Annotated in this window: 14 protein-coding genes; 7 read left to right on the top strand and 7 right to left on the bottom strand. The window is 33.0% G+C overall.

Annotated elements, in window-relative coordinates:
• Nucleotides 1–6: 6 nt before the first annotated feature.
• Nucleotides 7–4,212 (bottom strand): AAA family ATPase, encoded by a 4,206-nt coding sequence (locus tag AAHM80_RS07885; RefSeq protein WP_342259834.1) that lies wholly within the window; start codon nt 4,210–4,212, stop codon nt 7–9.
• Between the two features lie 412 nt (nt 4,213–4,624).
• On the opposite strand from AAHM80_RS07885, the gene AAHM80_RS07880 reads away from it, so the two are divergent.
• Nucleotides 4,625–4,897, top strand: a complete 273-nt coding sequence (locus AAHM80_RS07880; RefSeq protein ID WP_342259833.1) for a conjugal transfer protein TraD — start codon at nt 4,625–4,627, stop codon at nt 4,895–4,897.
• A gap of 330 nt (nt 4,898–5,227) precedes the next feature.
• Here the strand turns inward: AAHM80_RS07880 and AAHM80_RS07875 are convergent, their stop codons facing one another.
• Nucleotides 5,228–5,353 (bottom strand): hypothetical protein, encoded by a 126-nt coding sequence (locus tag AAHM80_RS07875; protein ID WP_342259832.1) that lies wholly within the window; start codon nt 5,351–5,353, stop codon nt 5,228–5,230.
• A gap of 308 nt (nt 5,354–5,661) precedes the next feature.
• On the opposite strand from AAHM80_RS07875, the gene AAHM80_RS07870 reads away from it, so the two are divergent.
• From AAHM80_RS07870 to AAHM80_RS07855, 4 genes are all read left to right on the top strand, one after another.
• A protein-coding gene (locus tag AAHM80_RS07870; protein ID WP_342259831.1) for an IS6 family transposase occupies nt 5,662–6,368 on the top strand; the annotation gives its coding sequence in 2 pieces (ribosomal slippage) (nt 5,662–6,061 and nt 6,061–6,368; 708 coding nt in all).
• Nucleotides 6,369–6,676: 308 nt separating this feature from the next.
• Complete coding sequence (locus AAHM80_RS07865) at nt 6,677–6,904, top strand: hypothetical protein (RefSeq protein ID WP_342259830.1); 228 nt, start codon at nt 6,677–6,679, stop codon at nt 6,902–6,904.
• Complete coding sequence (locus tag AAHM80_RS07860; protein ID WP_342259829.1) at nt 6,861–7,664, top strand: IS110 family transposase; 804 nt, start codon at nt 6,861–6,863, stop codon at nt 7,662–7,664. The genes AAHM80_RS07865 and AAHM80_RS07860 overlap by 44 nt, the downstream gene beginning before the upstream one ends.
• Nucleotides 7,665–7,887: 223 nt before the next feature.
• Nucleotides 7,888–8,982, top strand: coding sequence for a hypothetical protein (locus AAHM80_RS07855; RefSeq protein ID WP_342259828.1), 1,095 nt, complete (start codon nt 7,888–7,890; stop codon nt 8,980–8,982).
• Between the two features lie 382 nt (nt 8,983–9,364).
• On the opposite strand, the gene AAHM80_RS07850 is transcribed toward AAHM80_RS07855, so the two are convergent.
• Both AAHM80_RS07850 and AAHM80_RS07845 read right to left on the bottom strand, forming a co-directional pair.
• On the bottom strand, nt 9,365–9,874 hold the full coding sequence (locus AAHM80_RS07850; RefSeq protein ID WP_410521500.1) for a transposase: 510 nt from the start codon (nt 9,872–9,874) through the stop codon (nt 9,365–9,367).
• A gap of 618 nt (nt 9,875–10,492) precedes the next feature.
• Nucleotides 10,493–10,780 (bottom strand): hypothetical protein, encoded by a 288-nt coding sequence (locus AAHM80_RS07845; RefSeq protein WP_342259827.1) that lies wholly within the window; start codon nt 10,778–10,780, stop codon nt 10,493–10,495.
• Between the two features lie 275 nt (nt 10,781–11,055).
• Between AAHM80_RS07845 and AAHM80_RS07840 the strand changes: the two genes are divergently transcribed.
• On the top strand, nt 11,056–11,304 hold the full coding sequence (locus tag AAHM80_RS07840) for a hypothetical protein (protein WP_342259826.1): 249 nt from the start codon (nt 11,056–11,058) through the stop codon (nt 11,302–11,304).
• A gap of 215 nt (nt 11,305–11,519) precedes the next feature.
• Entirely contained in the window at nt 11,520–12,716 is a 1,197-nt protein-coding gene (locus tag AAHM80_RS07835) for an IS66 family transposase (RefSeq protein ID WP_342259825.1), read from the top strand.
• 1,092 nt (nt 12,717–13,808) lie between these two features.
• Here the strand turns inward: AAHM80_RS07835 and AAHM80_RS07830 are convergent.
• The 3 genes from AAHM80_RS07830 to AAHM80_RS07820 all read right to left on the bottom strand — a co-directional run bounded on the left by AAHM80_RS07830 (nt 13,809) and on the right by AAHM80_RS07820 (nt 16,446).
• Nucleotides 13,809–14,177: a group II intron maturase-specific domain-containing protein gene (locus AAHM80_RS07830; protein ID WP_342259824.1), complete on the bottom strand. Its 369-nt coding sequence runs from the start codon at nt 14,175–14,177 to the stop codon at nt 13,809–13,811.
• 6 nt (nt 14,178–14,183) lie between these two features.
• Entirely contained in the window at nt 14,184–15,056 is an 873-nt protein-coding gene (ltrA, locus tag AAHM80_RS07825) for a group II intron reverse transcriptase/maturase (protein WP_342259823.1), read from the bottom strand.
• A gap of 508 nt (nt 15,057–15,564) precedes the next feature.
• The gene (locus AAHM80_RS07820; protein WP_342259822.1) at nt 15,565–16,446 is read right to left on the bottom strand and encodes a reverse transcriptase domain-containing protein; all 882 of its coding nucleotides are present in this window, start codon (nt 16,444–16,446) and stop codon (nt 15,565–15,567) included.
• Between the last annotated feature and the right edge of the window lie 8 nt (nt 16,447–16,454).

Raw genomic sequence — 16,454 nt, 5'->3', positions numbered from 1 at the left:
TATAACCTATATAGTACCTTTAACTATTATTCCTTGATTTTTCTGCGTCTCTACCGCATTTTGTAATTCATTTTTTATTTCCTTACCTATTACTGATTGTGGATTAATATATTGCATCACTTGTTTATCTTTGCCTATAGCAACCAAGTAATCTTCTGCTACTAAGTAGCTTTTACCTTTAAAATCATTTATTACTATATCATAAAATTTAACAGTACTAAGATTATAATTAGGGTCAAACTTATTCTGCATTATTTGCAAATCTTTTGTTATTTTTTGCTCAATAGCTTTGGAACAACTATCATTACTATAGCTAATAAAAGACTCTATGCCTTTTCCCTTATATATTTGTAAGGCTGTATTTATATTCTCTTTGGTAGTAAATCTTTCTAATGATTTTATCTGCTGTTGAAACTCCTGTAACATATTATTACTTGCTGATTTTCTAAGCTCTAACTCTATAGATGTGATTTGTGACTGATTATTATCAGTCTTACTATTGTAAATTGGTTTTAATGACTCAGTAAATTTAGTTGTTTTTTCGTTTAGTGTTTCATTTGTTATTAATTTTGCTATTTCAGGTTCTATAAGATTTTTAATAGATTCTACTCCTTTAGTTTTGAGCATATCGTTAAAATCCCCTATATCTTGCGGCATTATTACCGATATTACTGCCCCTTTATTTGCTAATTGTTCTTTAGCTTTAGTGACACTATTAACTGATATTCTACTTTGTCCATCATTATCGGCAGCAATAATTATCTTCTCGCCTGTTGTAGGCTGGTAATTCTTGATATTATTTATCCCTAAGCTACAGATGATTTTACCTTTAATACCTGCTTCCTGCAAGCTTAAAGCTGTTTCTACTCCTTCTGCTATAATTGTTATATTATTCCTTAACTTATTCTCCTGTTGATTATCTTGTTGAATTTCCACAAAAGAACCACTAATTTTACCAAATGAACGTTTATTAACGGCAATATCAGCTTTAGCACCTGTTTCTTGGTTTAAATAGATCGATTGTCCACCAGTGATTCTACCTTCTTGATTTCGTGCGAAGGCAATTAAGGCTGGATAATATTGTTTGCTTCCATTATCCCACATCATGTTAGTTTTAAGGTCTTGGCTTAATTGAAATTTTTTTAATACTACCTCAATTCCACGGTGCTTACCTAAATATTGTCTAGCTACATTATTATTGGTAGAATATAGTACAGAACTTGATTTTTCATATAATCCTTCCGCTTGTTTTATCTTAGCTGCTTCTTTGTCTTGTTCTTGTTGATTCTGGATTTTAGCTTGCCTGTAAGACTTATCTACTACCAAATCTACTAGTAGGTCTTGTTTATAGACAGTTGGCATACCAACCATTTCTTGTAAATATTTCTTAGCTTGAATAAAGTTACATTTTCTTTCTCTCTGTACTAAGGTAAATAAGTCTCCACCTTCACCTTTACTAAAATCGTACCATATTCCAGACTTGCTTCCTTTAATCTTCATTGCTATTTTACCGTCTTTCTCCCAGCGTAATATATAATTATTAGATAAAAGCTCATTTGGTCTACCAAGAAGACTATGTGCTATGTCTTCAACTTTGAAAGATAGTAGTTGCTTCAACTTTAAACTTTCTTGCTTGTTAATAAAATCATAATTAATGTTATTTGTCATATTTTTATTTTTTATATTATCCTGAGTAGAAGTATAATTTGTCATAATATCTTCTTGTAACTTAGTATTTATTCTTCGCTCTTGTTTATTACTATTAGTTAACATTTGACAAGAGTTGTTTAACCCTTCTTGCAGTTGATTATTTTGAGCAAGATTCATGCTAGTCTGCTGCAAAACTTCTACTACTTTAACAAGTGACTCTGCTGTTACTTTAGGTTGATAATATTGCTTATTATTATGCAATCTATCCTCTATGTCATTGGCTACATATTTAAACCAATTACCTAGTTTATTGATGATAGTAGGATTCTTATCTTCATGCATTTTGTTTAAATCTTCTAAAGTTTTAAAATGCATACTTGCTAGTCTATTATCTATTCTAGCAAGTTGTGATATTAAACTTGCCATATTTCTTGTAGCTTGCCTATTACAGTACAGCTTTACTTGTTCTATATGCCTGGTCATTTCAACATAAGAGTTCCGAACATTACCAGCTAGATTATGCAAAACATATACATCTTTAATTGATGCTCCTTGAGCTTTATAGACTGTAGAAGCATAGCCGTGTTTAAAGCTGATATTTTCTGGATTAAATTCTATTTCTCTGCCTTGATCTGTTTTAGCGACAAACTTATTGTTACTTACTGAAACTAGAGTAGCAAATTCACCATTTTCTATTTGTAGCTCTTTGTTAGTCACTTTAAATAAAATACGATCTCCTACCATATAATCTTCATATTGCTTATCTGATTTTGAGCCTAGAATAAAGCGACGATATTCTTTACCCGTTAGTAATCCACTTGCTTTTAATAATCCTCTTATTCCTTGATTAATACTATCTACTTCTTGGTTGCCTACAGTAATTATTAAACGTTCTTGTAGAGTAAATCTGCTACTATTCCAATCATTAATCAATCTTGCCATTGATTCTTCCAAAGTATGATCAATCTTTAACCCATTATGCCTCTCTAATAACACTATCCCAGCTGCAATATCTGATTTAGCAAAACATAAAGCCATTTCTCTTGCCCATTGCTGGCTTTGTCTTCTAATATCACTAAGTACATATGAACCAAATGTACTGGCAAATATTTCAAACATTCCACCTCGCTCGATTGAGGTTAGTTGCTTCTCATCTCCTGCTAATATTAAATTACAATTAGAGCTTCTTGCTATCTTAAATAATTCTAAATAATCACTATTACTCACCATTCCTGCTTCATCTACTACTAGCAAACTATTATTTGGCAGAGTAATTTTACCATTATACAATTTAAATAAAAATCCCTTTACCGTGTAACATTGTTGATAACCCTTACTTTTTAGCTCTGATACAGCTTTATGAGTAGGGCTAAGCCCTATAATATTTTGTCCATGGTTAGTAACAAGTTTATAGGCAGTAGCAAGTATTTGTGATTTACCAGTACCAGCTCTACCACGCAGCATTCTTATCCCATTATATTGCAGTAAAATATGTTGTAGTGCTTCTCTCTGAGACTCGCTAATGTTAGAAAGTTTTGCTATATCTTCTTTTAAACTTGCTATATTACCGACTATATGATAGTTGATATTATCATGAATTTTATTAGCTATTCTAAGTAAACGCGTTTCTTCTTCTCGAACGTCGCAAGTAGTATAATATTTAGTATCTTTGCCATCTTCATTATATAGTTTTACTAACCTGTCTGAATTTAATACGCCTTGAATTAATTTTTGCTTTTCCTCTTTTCCTTGAATTTCTTTAACCGCTCTTACTACATCTTGTTTACTAAAAATAGCTTGATGTCTTATAATACGATTTAATACCCCATCACTATCTTTAATAATTTTTAGATGAGCTAGCTTGCGTAGCTCATTTTGCTCTGCTATTTCATTAATGATGTTTCTCATTCTCACAGGACCAAGATGTTGTTGTGGCATCATGCTTATTGAATCCACTCTAGTTTCTAAACCTAATTTAGCAAAATATCTATTCATTACTTCTTTGGCTCTCTGATGAATCATCTGTGATTCTGGAATAATAAATGCTTTACCGTTAACTTTTTTAAATTCAGGATTTAAATCTACTGCTTTTGCTCCTAAACTTTTACCGTCTTCTGTAAATCTCCTAGTAGTAACAAGCAGATGAGCATGCCAATTTCGTTCTCCATTATGGGGTTTATGTATATCTACTTGCACTCCTAAACCATTTTTTACCCATGCCATCTCTTCTATTATTTCATGGGTAATGGCTATTCTATCTTGTAAATCTAGCTCCTTATCATCAGGCAAGGCTATAACAACATCTTTTAATAACTGGCTATTCTTTCTTTTTTCTGTACGCTCTACCTCATTCATTAATATTTCAGGGTCTTTAAATCTTCGATCTACATAGCTAGGTAGTAAAACTGTATGATAGACGTTATCTCCTTTTCTAGCAAAATTATAAGTAACATTGGTCTGATGATCTTTAATAATCATCCTCGCATTATAAGCGGCTTTACAACAGCTATTTCCTCCTGAGCTTCTATTTACTATCTCGATCCTTGCAAATTGTATCGCCATAATTCTTTACTGTTCATTATCTCAATCTTGCATTACATTACCATGCTAATTTTAAATCATCGAGTAGAATCTAGATCAAATGAACCAGCAAAAAAACAATAAACTTTAGTTTATATATTGCGTATTAACCTAATCTGAAGTTAGGTTAATAACCTATTCTCTGTAGCTTTTCAGCTGCTACTTAAAATAATCGCAATATCTTCGTTTATATTAATTTGCTGGTTCGGTAGGAGTGGGGATTCTTGAATTATCCTATCCATTTATTATTGCTTGTCGTCTTCTGTTGTATCAATTATCTGGTTCAGAAAAAAATATGAATAATTTTTATTGAAACTCTATAATTCATTGGACTTCTTAAATTTATTGTGCATTCATGACATGTAAGCAATAATTTTTAGAATATTATACTTATATGGAAAATGTCATAAAACAAAGATTAAAATTACAACAAAAGAAAGCTAAAATTAAAATTATAGAAAGAAAAATGCGTACTCGTCGCTTAATTGAACTGGGCGGATTGATTGCTAAAGCAAAGCTTGATGACTTACCTACCAATAGTTTATTTGGAGCATTAGTCTCTTTGAAAAATGAATTAACAGAGTTCCCACATATCAAAGACCAATGGACTAAAATTGGTCGAAATATTTTTGATCAAGAATTAAAAGATAAGCCTCTCTTATCTTAAAAGTTAACCATTCTGCAAGTGCAGAGCTTAATATTACGGCATGAATGCCTAATGTCATAGGTACCCCACACTTATTGTTGAAGTTGGAAAGCATGCATAATGTGTTTTCATAGTAATGAAAACAACATAGCAGTGGTATTTGGACTTTGGGCAAAATAATTTAGCCTATATTTAGCAACTTATAATTTATCTATTATATAAAATAATTACCTAAAATTGTAAAAATATTAACTATAGATTAATAATAATCTTAAAAAGTTTATCAATCTATAGTTAATATTTTTGCAATCTCAAGTAAATTACTTTATATCTCATATAGATTATAAGTTGCTAAATATAGGCTAAATTATTTTGTCCAAAGTCCAATACTTTAGTGTGATAATGATTTTTATCAATGAGTAAGGAAATAGTTAAATCTAATTTGGATACATCAATTCCTAAAATTGGTTTAGACATTATATTGCTCCTTGGAAGATGAGGTTTAAAAAAGGAAACAAGACTTTAGCTAACCATGTTTATACAGAATAAGTATAGACTTTTCTTAAGATACTGTTCAGCTTTAGGCTTGTGAAAGAGGGCTCTTATCAGAACCACAGATTTAATATCTAGTCGCATTTACAGAGTCACCTCTTTCTACCTTCAAAAGTAAGCTAACTCCTTTGAAAGCATTCTTGCAAGTATTTTTCTTGCTCTCTCAAGATACATGTCGCATATGTTGGACAATAGAAAAAAGATTGATATAATGACCTAAAAAAGATGTTAAGATGTTTCGTATTACTCCAAGAGTATTACCATATTTCAAAGGATTTTGTTCTTCACCAGAAATAATAATGTTATTTGTCTATATGAAATGCCGATTTTCTTTAAGTTATCGAGATTTGGAAGAAATGATGAGCATAAGGGGAGCAAAAATTGATCACTCTACATTACAAAGATGGGTTATAAGATTTGTACCATTGATAGATCAGGTGGTTAGAAAAAGAAAGAAGCCAGTTGGTAGTAGTTGGAGAATGGATGAGACTTATATTAAATTAAACGGTAAATGGATTTATTTATATAGAGCACTGGATAGTCTTGGTAATACTGTAGACTTTCTGCTACGTAAGCATAGAGACAAGCCTGCAGCACTTGCATTTTTTCGTAAAGCCTTCAGAGAGAATAATTTCCTGAGAAAGTAGTAATTGATAAAAGCGGTAGTAATACGGCTGCTCTTAATGATTTAAATACAGAAGTTCCTGAAGATTACAAAATTAAGGTTATTCAGACCAAATACCTAAATAATCTTGTAGAACAAGATCATAGGTTTATCAAAAAACGAACAAAGCCAATGCTTGGTTTTAAGAGTTTTCATTCTGCAGAAATGACTATTACCGGTATAGAAAATGTTCGTATGATTCAAAAAAGACAAATAATTGGAGCTAATGATAATCTTTCTACTTTTGAGAATTTTGCTATGCTAATGGCATCATAATGTCCAAAATATAAGTTGTAACAATTTTGGTATATCATAATTTATAGATGCGACATGTATCTTGTAACTGCAGGTCAAATTTAGTACTTGCAAAAACGTCTTCAGAGGAGTTAGCTTACTTCTGAAGGCAGAAAGAGGTGACTCTGTAGATGCGACTAGATACTAAGTCTGCGGTTCTGATAAGAGCCCTCTTTCATATCGCCTAAAGCTGAACAGTATCTTAAGAAAAGCTTATGCTTATTCTGTATAAACATGGTTAGCTAAAGCCTTCTAGTACTTCAAATCAACGGTTTATCAAGGAGGAGTAAATGTCCAAACCAATCCTAGGAGTTGACGTCTCAAAGTTAGATTTATCAATAGCACTACTCGTTGATAAAAAATATTATCAAACAAAAATAGATAATAATCAACAAGGTTTTAAGATGTTTGTTAGGTGGCTTGAAAAACATGATGTTACTAAGGTAGCTGCATGTATGGAAGCTACTGGTAGTTATGGTAAATCATTTGCTGATTTTTTATATAATATTTTTATATAATAATGGTCATGAGGTAAGTGTAGTAAACCCTTCATGCATCAATGCCTTTGCAAAAAGCAAGTTATCACGCCATAAGACTGATAAAGTAGACAGTATGATCATTGCAGAATTCGCAATTAAGAATGATCTGACACCGTATATTCCTACAGATAAAGCATTGCAATATCTACAGGATCTATATCGTTGTATGCAAAATCTCAAGAAGCAACACGCACAAACTCAAAACTACCTTGAACACAAACAGCACTTACCAAAATCAATATGCACTAGTTATGCTAAACTTGCTAAGCATATTAAGAAAGAGATTGAAAATATTGAACTTGAGATAGACAAGATATTGACTAATAACACATCTCTAAAACAGAAGGCAGATAACATGCAAACTATTCCAGGCATAGGTAAGGCTACAGCTATAGCTATTCTTGCAGAAGCTCCTGACTTAGAATCTTTCAGTAATGCTAGACAATTAGCTGCTTATGCAGGACTTACTCCAAAACATAAAACTTCTGGCACATCTGTCAGAGGAAAAACTTCTATCTCAAAAATTGGTTCTTCTAACTTGCGTAAAGCCTTATACTTTCCTGCTATAGTTGCTAAAAAGCATAACCCACTATTCAAGGAATTTACTCAAAAATTATCTAGTAAGGGTAAACCTGCTAAAGTTATCATTGTTGCTATCATGAGAAAGCTATTACACATAATCTTTGGAGTTGTAAAAAATAAAACCTCATTTAATCCAAATTTAGTGCTTGACTCCTAAGACAGTATCAGAACCATTGCTGTCAAGTGTAAGATTTTGTTAAAAAATCTTATCTTTTCTAGATAAGATTTATAAAATTTATGTTGAAACGACGCACTGCAAGTGCGGGGTTTTTCTCCCAAAGTGGGAAAATAAAACCGCTTGACTACAAATAGAATATTACTTATAATGGTTTGATTTCAACTAATTAAAAATTATTTATTCTATGTATTATCACTTACAAGTGAGAACTCTTACAATATTACCCTGTCAAACATCACAACAAGGTGTTAAAGATCTAGCACATTATTTTGCAAAACCTGAACCAGTGGAATCGATATGTAGTAGGGATGTAGATCAGTATATAGATTGGGATATTATAAAGCGTATTATTGAAAGATCACCTTCTAATATTAAGAGTTTGAATATAAGAAACATGAAGGTAAATGGGGGTGAAGCATTACTAGAAATAATGTCTCAACCGCATTTAGAATATATTAATTTGCCCTCGGTAAAAGAATCTGATTTTTGGTTTCTTGTGCGGTGTGATAAAAATTTATATATCAAAATATTAGATCTTCTAAAAAATAATACCACTATAATTGGTTTGAACATATCTTGGCATGATAAGTCCATGTCACATGAGACTATGGATTCTTATTATCAATATCCTGAAGTACAAAAAGCTGCAAAAGAAATGGTAGAAAATAATAAGACTCTCAAAAAGTTTGTTATCAGTACTTCTTGTTTGGAGTACAAATACTCTGAAATTATATATGATATTTTCAAAAATAGTGTTTCTTTAGAGCAGGTATATTGTAGTCCTGATACATTGAGTAATGCATTAGCTACTCAATTTAACACAAATAGAGAAAACTTAATTTCAAAATGGAATGATGGCTTAGGAGTTATAAGTTTAGTCAGTATAATAGCAAGAATAAGTCCAGTACCTTTAAAATGTTTACTTGAACAGTATATAAGGTCTGATTTCATCATAGATGACGAGGTATATGAGCATGTAGTTCAGTTTTATAAACAAGATACAAAGTGTAAAGAATTAATTGAGGAGTTCGAAGAAAATAATAATAAAGATTTTAAGGAAACGAAAGAATTAATTGATAATATAGATAGAGCAGCTACTAGTCTTTTAGTAAAATATGCATTAAATTTAAAGAGAGAAAATATTATTGCAATAAGTGATACTCAAAGTATAGAAGATTTATTAGCTATCAGAAACAATGAGCATACTCCTGAATGTATTACCTCTATTCTGAAAAATTGTGAAGATGAATATTATACTTGTTGTGTAGGGGAATTTTTTAATTTACAGTGTATGTAGGGGGGGCTGTCGCATATGTTGGACAATAGAAAAAAGATTGATATAATGCAGCAATTCCAAATATGAGCTATAGTGCTGTAACAAAAGATTTTTGTATGAGAGTCACACAACTCTAGATTAAATAACTCATCTTAATACTAAGCATCTTTATATTTTTTTGCTATCCTAGCAAAAAAATATTTTGTAAAATTTGTTTTATATAACACGATGGTTAACAAAAAAATTTATTGTTGCAAAATAATAAATTGTCTTTGACATCTTAACGATTGGACTTTGGACAAAAACCCCTGTTTTTTCACAAAATAGAAAGTTTTATAAAAAACTAGTATTTTGAATTAACTTTCTAAGATTATTATTAATCTATAGTACAGGAGTTTCGCAGTTAGCAAAATTGCGAATCAGCTAAAAGACATCTAATGTTGTTCTGAATTGATGTTTTTATAACTTCCCAAGTTTGTTGATATAAAGTAATTTTTTCATTTATCCTCTTTTTGTTCATATCGAACCAAGCAAATACGGCAAAGCAAATATGATTTCTCTGAGCTTGACCCGTGCGTGCCTGACAGCGTTCAATACCACAAGTTTGTTTTAATTCTCGATGATAAACTTCTATAGACCACCGTGCCTTAACAATTTTCTCTATTTGTTCACGTGTTGGATTTTCTAAGTTAGTTGTTATGTAATCAATGCGACCATTTTTTGCCACAAACTTAAATACCGTAACCCAACCGTATCCACGTAGGTGAATTTTTAATCCCTCATCAGGAATCTCTAAACTTTCTAAGCTAACATTATGATTAACTTTTCTATTTTTTCTTAGGTTACTAACCCATGTCCAACCTAAATTACGTATATGTTTCAAATTCTCCAAACCGCTATACCACGCATCCATTACTACTGCATCAGGATTGATCCCTCTTTCCTTAGCTATTGGACTTTGGACAAAAATCCCTGTTTTTTCACAAAATAGAAAGTTTTATACAAAACTAGTATTATAAGTTAATTTTTTAAGATTATTATTAATCTATAGTTAATATTTTTACAATTTTAGGTAATTATTTTATATAATAGATAAATTATAAGTTGCTAAATATAGGCTAAATTATTTTGTCCAAAGTCCAACTTGCTAGATTAACATATTTTTTGCTAAGTGCGAAACTCCTGTAGTTAATATTTTTACAATTTTAGGTAAATTATTTTAATAATAGATAAATTATAAGTTGCTAAATATAGGCTAAATTATTTTGTCCAAAGTCCAATCCCAAGCTTCCATGTAATTAGTTCTTATCTTAGTACTACTGAATAATTCAACGTCATTAACCCATTGAATTATTAGTTTATTTTTTCTCAAGCTTAGTGTCTCAATCTTTGATTTGACGGCTGATGTAATATTCTTTGTAAGAGTCTTATGATTTGCCTCTTCTATCTTATTGGACTTTGGACAAAACTATCTCCATGAGCACTTAATTTTATTCAAAAAATAGTATTTTTAATATTTCGCTATTGAATTTTAAGTGGTATTTAATAGTAAATTTGTAAATTCTGAGGCAGACATGTTGAATTTTTTCAATGTCGCTTGTACTAGATTAATGAAATCAGTTATTCTTTGAGGATTTGAAATATTAGGTGCGGATTCAGAGTTTGTAATAATAGATTTCGTAAGTTGAGTAATACTTGGTTTGGATTTGAAAATAATCGGCATTAACTCTCTTTTTATTTGAGTTGCACCAACTTGTCGACCTGAAGTTTTGCCTCTAGCAACAGAAGGTTTTGCAGGTGTACCGTATACTTGCAGCAAAACTGCGTAACACTATCTAATTTTTTTGCTAGTATGAATTTATTGTATAAATTTGGGTTTCTACTATGCAAATATCACCGATTAATCAAAACTTACGCTATGTTTTATGATAAGTGGCTTTGTACTGAGATATTATTAAAATTCTTTACTATGAAAAAATGGCTTTCAGCCAAGGTTTTTAGTCATACTTGAGATAACATAGCATAAGTTTTGTAATAAAAACTAGTTGAAAAAGTACCAGTTATATTATAACATTTGAAATATTAATAATAATAATGATAATTAATCAAATGAAAAAACCAAAAGTAGCGACCTTAAGTGCTGAAGAACGAGAAGAACTAATACAACATGTCAAGGAAAGTTCATTAACGGGAGATGAACAGCAAACGATAGTAGAACTTGTGAAATTTTGTAATGAGCTAATAGACAAGCTAGCATCATCAAATATCAGTATAAATAAGCTTAAGGAAATGCTGATTGGTTTTAAGGCAGATAACAAAAAAAAGATAGTTCAGATTCATTAAAAGAACCGCCAAGTGAATCTGATAAAGGGAATGGTGGTAATGAAGAAGAGTGCGATAAGCCCAAAAAGATAGATCGTAGTAATTGGCAAGGTAAATATGGGTTTGATGATTATAAGGATGCGAATACCAGCTATTTAACTCCTGAGAATTTTTGTAGTGGTGATAGCTGTCCTCACTGTTGTAATGGCAAACTATATAATAGTGAAGCTAGAAAATTGCTACAATTTACAGGTAATGCTCCAATTACAGTCAACAGATATGTAAAGAAAACGCTACGTTGTAATGCTTGTGATTATATAGTTATGAACAATAAAAATATCAACAAATGGACAAATAGTAGCAGAAGTGCAATAGTGTTACAAAAGACCTATGGTACTCCTTTCTACCGTTTATCTAGGCTGCAAAGTTTAAGTGGTGTTCCTGTGGCATATAGCTCGCTCTGGCAACAATATTTAGATGTTTGGCAAGAAGGTGGTGGAGCTGAAATGTACGGGGTATTATTGGAAATGGCTGCCGAATGTAGTTCACTGAACCTTGATGATACTAGAGCTAGGATTTTAGAAATTACTATAGCCAATAAGAAATTACGTACTCAAAATAAGAAAGGACGCAGCTGTTATACTACTACAATATGTGCTAAGACTGCAAATAATGAGGTGATAGTTTTATATTTTACCGGTAATAGGCATGGTGGAGAAAATATAGGTAACGTACTAAAGAATCGTAAGAATAGAACAGATTCTATCCAATTAATGACTGACGCAAGTAACAATAATAACCCGGTATTATCAGAAGCAGATCAAGAATTACTGGCAATAATAGTGATGATCAATTGTTTGTCACATGGTCAGAGAAAATTTACAGAGAATGAACTATATTACCCTGAAGAATGCGGATATTTTCTCAAACAAACACGAGGGATTTACCACAATGAACATCAATGTAAAGAGATGAGTCCTGAAGAAAAACTTGGGTATCATCAGGAACATAGCAGTAAATATATAGAAAACATATATAACAAAATAGACGAATTATTTAACGACAAGAAAGTTGAGCCTAATAGTAGGCTTGGACAAGCTATGAAATATTGGATAAATAATAAAGAAGGTTTGACCCAATTTTTAAAAATCCCAGTTAGCAATCTTGATAATAATTGGGCTGAGAGATCACTGCGTACCATTATTTTACAAAGGAAGAATTCATTATTCTTTAAAACAATCAATAGTGCTGAGATACATAGTGGTCTGTATAGTATAGTAAAGACTTGTAGTGAGAACGAGATCAATGCCTTTAAATATTTAAATTGGCTACAAGAGCAGAGTAGCAAAGCAAAGAAGCGTCCTGCGAATTATACGCCTTTTGCCTATGCAAGATATATGAATAATACGGAATTAATCGAGACAGCAGCTTAAACGACAGGAAGCCAATCATTAGAGAATTTGGCAGAACTAGGATCACCATTATGAATAAGAATGTGTAAGGTTCTATAACAAATTTGATAAGATGAATTATCAGATGGGAAAAGTTTTGCGGTAAATTTACCTTTGGATAGGCGTTTAGAGCATAGCCAAAGAGCCTTTCTAATTAAGTGTGTAAATTTTTCATAGGGCTTAAATTCTACCTTCAAATTTTATCAAAAAGTGAGCCATAGCTGCGTTCCAGTTCGGAATCGGCATAACCCATTTCTTGGTCATATAATCAATTGCCAAATATAAGGTCTTAAAAACGGCATTATCATTTGGAAAAACCCGTTTATTCTTAGTAACCTTACGTAATTGGCTATTGACAGATTATCGAGTAGATGCAAAGATTACTCTTTGCACCCCTCACAGAACCGGACTTACAGATTTCCCATATCCGGCTCTTCAACAAAAATACTAACAGTTTATGTCATTATAGAATGAGGTAGATATGGTTTTATTAGACCGCATTTCTCTCTTATCTTTGAGTATCTATTCCAGTTTATGTACCCTCTTTGACTTCTACGACTTAGATATCTATGCCATATTCTGTCTAAATGGCGATAAAATGCTGAGATACTTGGATAGTTGCCTGTCACTCCGTAATAGTTGTAATGCCCTCGGAGTACTGCATTAAGATACCTTGCTTGCCACTCTATGGCTTGATGCAGGTTCTCTCTACACCATCTCGTTACTCGGTTCATTGCCTCACTTAATCTCTTCGATTCAGTTCTACAACCAACTTTGTATTTTCCATTACGACTAATTCCATTGTAAAAGGTAAAACCTAAAAAGCTAAATGTGTCCCTTCTTTCATTTTGTCTTTTGCTATTTTCTTTAGCAAATTTTCCAAAACGACATATCTTACTTTTTTGAAGATTTATCTCCAGCCCAAATTTCTGCAACCTTTCTTCCAACATGCCTTGGAACTTTATTGCTTGATTCTCATGCTGAAAGCAGAATAAAAGGTGAGTAGACCGAAGGAACCTCCCCTCCAGTCTCTCGCAGAACGGTGCGTAAACCTCTCAGCTTACACCGCTCCCATTATCCAAACCTTGATCCAAGGCCTAACCTCCAATGAACAAATAGTCTAGGTTCACGCTTTCGCACACACCCTAACCAATTCCTTGCTCGTTTCTTGTAACCTTGGAATCTTTTGTATTTCCTCATTACCCAACGTGTTAGAAAACGCTCCATGTTACGTAAAAATGGATACATAGCCGATTTATAATATCGTCCATAATAATTTACCCATCCTTGTACATGTGCATTAAACATCCTCGCTAGGTCAGTAATAGTTTTATCACTTCGCAGATGTATTCTCCAACTCCTTATCTTCTTTCTGATACGGTTTGCAGCTTGCTTACTAATTGCAGGTGTAAAGTTAACAAAAGTTTTATCATATTTATTCATTGACAATCATGGTCTAAATGTATAGCCAAGAAAATCAAAGCTTTCATTCTCATAAGAGCCTCCCCGAACATCATCTTTACAATACACTATTTTCGTCTTTTCTGGATGTAGTTCAAGACCACACTCTTTTAGTCTAATCTTAATCTCCTCCAGTACTTTCTTAGCCTGCTTTTGTGAACTACAATGTGCTAAAATATCATCTGCAAAACGTTCAAACCTTACTTCTGGATAGTTCCTTCTCATCCAATCATCAAATGCATGATGCATGAAAATGTTTGCCAACAAAGGACTCGCTACTCCTCCCTGAGGAGTACCAGACTGCCTTTCTATCAGTTCTCCACTCTCCAATTGTAAAGGGGCTTGAAGCCACCGCTCCACATAAAGATGAATCCACTTTTCTTCGCTATGGAATCTTATGGCTTTCATCATTAATTGATGATCCAAACTATCGAAGAAATTCTTGATGTCCAGATCAATACACCAATCTTGCCGCCAACATCGCTGCCTTGCTACTCCAACTGCATCCAATGCCGATTTCCTAGGACGATACCCATAAGAATCTTCATGAAATTTTGGCTCCACTAATTGCTCAAGCTGGTCTTTAACCACTGCTTGTGCAATTCTATCTGCCACAGTTGGAATACCTAACAAGCGTTTGCTACCATCTGATTTTGCTATTTCTACCGCCTTTACAGGTGGAGGAAAATATGTACCAGATGACATCCGGTTCCATAACTTATAAAGGTTATCCTTTAGGTTTAATGCAAAATCTTCAATTGATTCTTTATCAACCCCATAGGTACCTTTGTTCGCTTTAACTCTTTCCCAAGCTGCCATAATACTTTTCTTGGAAATACAAAATGGTTTTGTTTTATTCAATTTAGCTCCTCCCAATTATTATTAGTTGACTAATCAATAAAACGGATAACTCAGCCCCTTTGCTCCACTGCCTTTCAACAGCTTCATCACTACTACGAGCCAATCCGCCCCTATGTACTGCTTTGGTACTCAGATACTCATGGGTCTTCCACTTGCATCGCTCCCTTTGCATCAATACATAGGTTCCCACGTTCCACATAAGAGCCTAAACCAAGTTCATGCCACCTCTATGCCGGAGACCACTTGACCAGTAAACAGGTTCCCGCCAAATTTATCCTGAGTTAACGACTACCCCTAAGTTTTGATCTCATCTATACGCTTTCGACACTTCAGCAATGGTTTAATCGCTTCATCTCCTTGATTCTTACCTGATACCTTGCAAGGTACCTTTTCTCTAACGCTCACCACCTTGGCTCTTAACCAACGCAGCTTAGAGTGGTTTGAAGCCTCTTCCTGTAAAGCGGCTTCGGAAGGCCTACTTCCATCTCTTATATAGTTACGCACAAATTCAATTTACACTTATGGCTTCATGTAACTTCCTTTGCACTCGTGGCACACGATCATCTGCATATCTAAAACTATACATTTCCCCATTTATGCTCTTGCTAGCTACTTTAGTAACCCATAAATCAACCACATAATGAAGATATATGTTTGCTAGCGTTGGACTAATTACCCCACCTTGCGGTGAACCGCTGGAAGAAGCTATTAGCTTCCCATCTTCCATTATTCCAGCTTCTAGCCAACTTGTGATATGTTTCAGTACCCGTTGATCTCTTATTCTATGACTTATAAATTTCATCAGCCATTCGTGTTGCATATTATCAAAGAACGATGCTATGTCCACTTCTAACACCCAAGATATTTTCTTTTGTGCTATCACTTCCTTAACATCTTCTACTGCCTGCAAAGAGCTTTTGTTCTCTCTAAAACCATAGGACTGAGGTAGAAATTCCTGTTCAAAAATAGCTTTCAATAATAGATTAATAGCATTTTGAGCTATTTTATCTTCTACTGTAGGCAATCCTAACGCTCTCTTACTACCATCCTTTTTAGCTATATACACTCTCTTTACTGGCTGTGCTTGATATTGACCTCTTTTCATTCTATATAAGAGCCGATCTAAATTTACATCTAAATCTTTTGCATATTTACTGGCACTTATAGCATCAATTCCGTATGCTGCTCCCTTACGTAGCTTGCTCCATGCTTCACCCATCCATTCCTTATCTACTAAATGCATCAAAGTTTTGAGTGGTTCGTCACGGATTTGCTTTGCTCTGTTAGATAAAGATAATAATTTTGTTTGGAAGAAATGGCAATTCGGTGATCGCCCCTTCTGTCTGTTATTGTCTTTCTTTTGTTGTGCATCCCTTCCCTCCATAGACATTACTCCAC

This window comes from Candidatus Tisiphia endosymbiont of Metellina segmentata (assembly GCF_964030715.1).
GTDB lineage: Bacteria > Pseudomonadota > Alphaproteobacteria > Rickettsiales > Rickettsiaceae > Tisiphia.
The sequence above is the reverse complement of the archived record's forward strand: the minus strand, read 5'-3'. Positions and strand labels throughout refer to the sequence as shown.

Excerpts from the sequence above, each read along its gene's own strand:
- AAHM80_RS07885 (WP_342259834.1), bottom strand. The coding sequence starts at position 4,212 with ATGGCGATACAATTTGCAAGGATCGAGATAGTAAATAGAAGCTCAGGA.
- AAHM80_RS07880 (WP_342259833.1), top strand. The coding sequence starts at position 4,625 with ATGGAAAATGTCATAAAACAAAGATTAAAATTACAACAAAAGAAAGCT.
- AAHM80_RS07875 (WP_342259832.1), bottom strand. The coding sequence starts at position 5,353 with ATGTCTAAACCAATTTTAGGAATTGATGTATCCAAATTAGATTTAACT.
- AAHM80_RS07865 (WP_342259830.1), top strand. The coding sequence starts at position 6,677 with ATGTCCAAACCAATCCTAGGAGTTGACGTCTCAAAGTTAGATTTATCA.
- AAHM80_RS07860 (WP_342259829.1), top strand. The coding sequence starts at position 6,861 with ATGGTAAATCATTTGCTGATTTTTTATATAATATTTTTATATAATAAT.
- AAHM80_RS07850 (WP_410521500.1), bottom strand. The coding sequence starts at position 9,874 with ATGGATGCGTGGTATAGCGGTTTGGAGAATTTGAAACATATACGTAAT.
- AAHM80_RS07840 (WP_342259826.1), top strand. The coding sequence starts at position 11,056 with ATGATAATTAATCAAATGAAAAAACCAAAAGTAGCGACCTTAAGTGCT.
- AAHM80_RS07830 (WP_342259824.1), bottom strand. The coding sequence starts at position 14,177 with ATGAATAAATATGATAAAACTTTTGTTAACTTTACACCTGCAATTAGT.
- AAHM80_RS07820 (WP_342259822.1), bottom strand. The coding sequence starts at position 16,446 with ATGTCTATGGAGGGAAGGGATGCACAACAAAAGAAAGACAATAACAGA.